3 protein-coding genes are annotated in these 2,721 nt (G+C 65.9%); all 3 read right to left on the bottom strand.

Annotated elements, in window-relative coordinates; genetic code table 11:
- Window positions 1-494: GTP-binding protein (locus WB402_RS00395; protein ID WP_424204675.1), on the bottom strand; the 494-nt coding region annotated here is incomplete at its 3' end.
- Window positions 495-642: 148 nt separating this feature from the next.
- On the bottom strand, window positions 643-2,049 hold the full coding sequence (gene selA / locus WB402_RS00390) for an L-seryl-tRNA(Sec) selenium transferase (RefSeq protein WP_424204677.1): 1,407 nt from the start codon (window positions 2,047-2,049) through the stop codon (window positions 643-645).
- A 90-nt stretch (window positions 2,050-2,139) separates the two neighbouring features.
- Window positions 2,140-2,721 (bottom strand): formate dehydrogenase accessory protein FdhE (gene fdhE / locus WB402_RS00385; RefSeq protein WP_424204673.1); only part of this gene is annotated, 582 nt, incomplete at its 5' end.

Genomic DNA, 2,721 nt, shown 5'->3' with positions numbered 1-2,721 from the left:
GCCACGGCCTCAAGATGCGCGCGCAGCGCCGGCAAACCGTCGCCGGTGACGCTCGATAGCGCAAATACGGGGCTGCCGGCGAGCGCCGTATTACGGAGCAAGGCCTCAATCTCCGCCCGCGCCGCGGCCGCGCGCGCCGGTTCCACGCAGTCGATCTTGGTGAGCGCCACCGCGCCCTGCTTCACGCCAAGCAGATCGATGATCTCCAGGTGCTCGCGCGTTTGCGGCATCACGCCGTCATCCGCCGCCACCACCAGCAGCACGAAGTCGATGCCGGTCGCGCCGGCAAGCATGTTGTGCACGAAGCGCTCGTGCCCCGGCACGTCGATGAAGCCGAGCACCGCGCCTTGAGGCAGCGGATAGAAGGCATAACCGAGGTCGATGGTGATGCCGCGCGCTTTTTCTTCCTTCAGGCGATCGGCGTCCATGCCGGTGAGCGCCTTGATGAGCGCGGTCTTGCCGTGGTCGATATGGCCCGCGGTGCCAATCAACATGACACTTCACCTCCTACTCCCCCTCCCCCTGAAAGGGGGAGGGGGAGGGGTGGGGGTGATGCGGGTGCGAGCTGGATCGTCACCCTCCCCCTCACCCCCTCCCGTCGAGGGAGGGGGGTGTTATTTCGTGCAGCGTCGCGCGACGTGATCATGACTCACTCCTGCTGGCGTCGAGCCGCAGCCGCGCCAGTTGTTCGACGAACTCGCGCTCATTCTCCAGGCAGCGCAGGTCGAATTTGAGCGCACCATCGGCGATCGTGCCGATCACCGGGACGGGTAGCGCGCGGAACGCGTTTGCCAGTCGCTTGAGCGCGGTACCTTCGCCACGCCCGCGCTTGAGCGGCGCGAGCGCGAGCGCCGTGCTCGGCAGTAACTCTACCGGCAGCGCGCCGCTGCCAATCTGGCTGTGGCACGGCACCACACTCACGTGTGCGACGTTGCTGACTGCTTGCGCCACCGCCGGTTCGATGCGCCGGCACAGCGATTCGATGTCGGCCGCCGGACGCGTAAGCAGCCGCAATGTCGGCAGGTGCTGCGCGAGCTTCTCCGGCTGGCGATAGAGCCTGAGCACCGCCTCGAGCGCGGCCAGCGTCATCTTGTCCACGCGCAGCGCGCGCTTGAGGTGGTTGCGCTTGATTTTTTTCACGAGCTCGGCGCGCCCGACGATGATGCCGGCTTGCGGCCCACCCAAAAGCTTATCGCCGCTGAAGGTCACGATATCGGCACCGTGCGCCAGTGTCTCCTGCGGGGTCGGTTCCTGTGGCAAACCATATTGGCTCAGGTCCACGAGCGTGCCGCTGCCGAGATCCACCACGAACGGCAGCCCGCGGGCGTGCGCGAGCGCCGCGAGTTCCTGCTCCGGCACCGCCGCGGTGAAACCCTGGATCACGTAGTTGCTGGTGTGCACCTTCATGAGCATCGCGCTGCGCACGCCGATGGCCTGCTCGAAATCGGCAAGATGGGTGCGATTGGTGGTGCCGACTTCGCGCAGTCGGCATCCCGCGTGCGCCATGATCGCGGGGATGCGGAACGACCCGCCGATCTCGATCAGCTCGCCGCGCGAGACGATCACTTCCTTGCGCGCCGCGAGCGTGGCCAGCACCAGCAGCACCGCGGCGGCGTTGTTGTTCACCACCGTGGCGGCCTCGGCGCCGGTGAGTTCGGCGAGCAGCGCTTCGACATGGCTATCGCGGTCGCCGCGCTCGCCGGGCGCGAGGTCGTACTCGAGATTGCACGGCTGGGTCATCACCGCCTGCACCGCGTCGACAGCCGCCGCCGGCAACAGCGCGCGCCCGAGATTGGTGTGCAGCACCGTGCCGGTGAGGTTGAACACACGCCGCAGCGAAGCTTGCATGGCGGCCTCCAGCCGGGCCTGAAGGCGGCGCGCGAGCGACGGCGCTTGCAGCGCTTCCGCGGGCAGCGCGATTCCGTCCAGCATGGCTTGGCGCATTTCGGAGAACAGGGAACGGATGGCGTGGACCACGGCGGTGTGGCCATACTGCGCGCCCAGTGCCTGCACCGCAGGCATCTGGAGCACACGATCTACCGCCGGCAAAACAGCGGCTATTTGCGGATTCTGCGCTTGGACCAAGGACGGTTCCGCCTATGCGTGAAAACTGACTATCGTCTACAACGGTTTACCGGGCTATTCACTTCCTCCTAATAAGAAGAAATTCACCCCATTGCGAGTGATACCGGATTCGGCCATCAGGACATCGAGTGCGATGCTCGCCACGTCATCCGCGAGCGCGTCCACGTTCGGGTCCTTTTCCATGTACAGTATCTTGAGATAACCCTGGCAGGCATCGCAGCTCTCGGCCTTGATCGCGGCGCTGCCGCCCTCGATGCCGTAATAAGCGATGCCCTTGGTGGTATCGCAGAAGACGCACTTGATGCGCACCGCGTGCCATTGCGTGTTGCACAGCGAGCAGGTCAGATAGCGCAATCCGTGATCCGCGGCGCCGATGCGCACGACGCTGGCCATGGGCGCGGAACCGCACACCGGACAGAGATGCGGGGTATCGAGCCGGCTAAATGCTCCAGCCCCAAGCGTCGTGACCAGGTACAGCCAGTACGCTTGCAGCGCCGCGCCGATGAACGGGATCGCCGCCCTATCGAGCTTTTCATAATCGCCCGCAAGCAGTGCGTCGGCCTGGCGTTCAAGCGTGGCGTCGTCCATGTTCTTGAACCGCGCGATCGTGGCGCGCGCCGCCTCCGGCAGTGCGCC

Origin of the sequence: Sulfuricaulis sp., assembly GCF_049587675.1 — a bacterium.
Classification (GTDB): domain Bacteria; phylum Pseudomonadota; class Gammaproteobacteria; order Acidiferrobacterales; family Sulfurifustaceae; genus Sulfuricaulis.
Note: the sequence above shows the minus strand (reverse complement) of the source record. Positions and strands in the feature narration are given on the sequence as shown.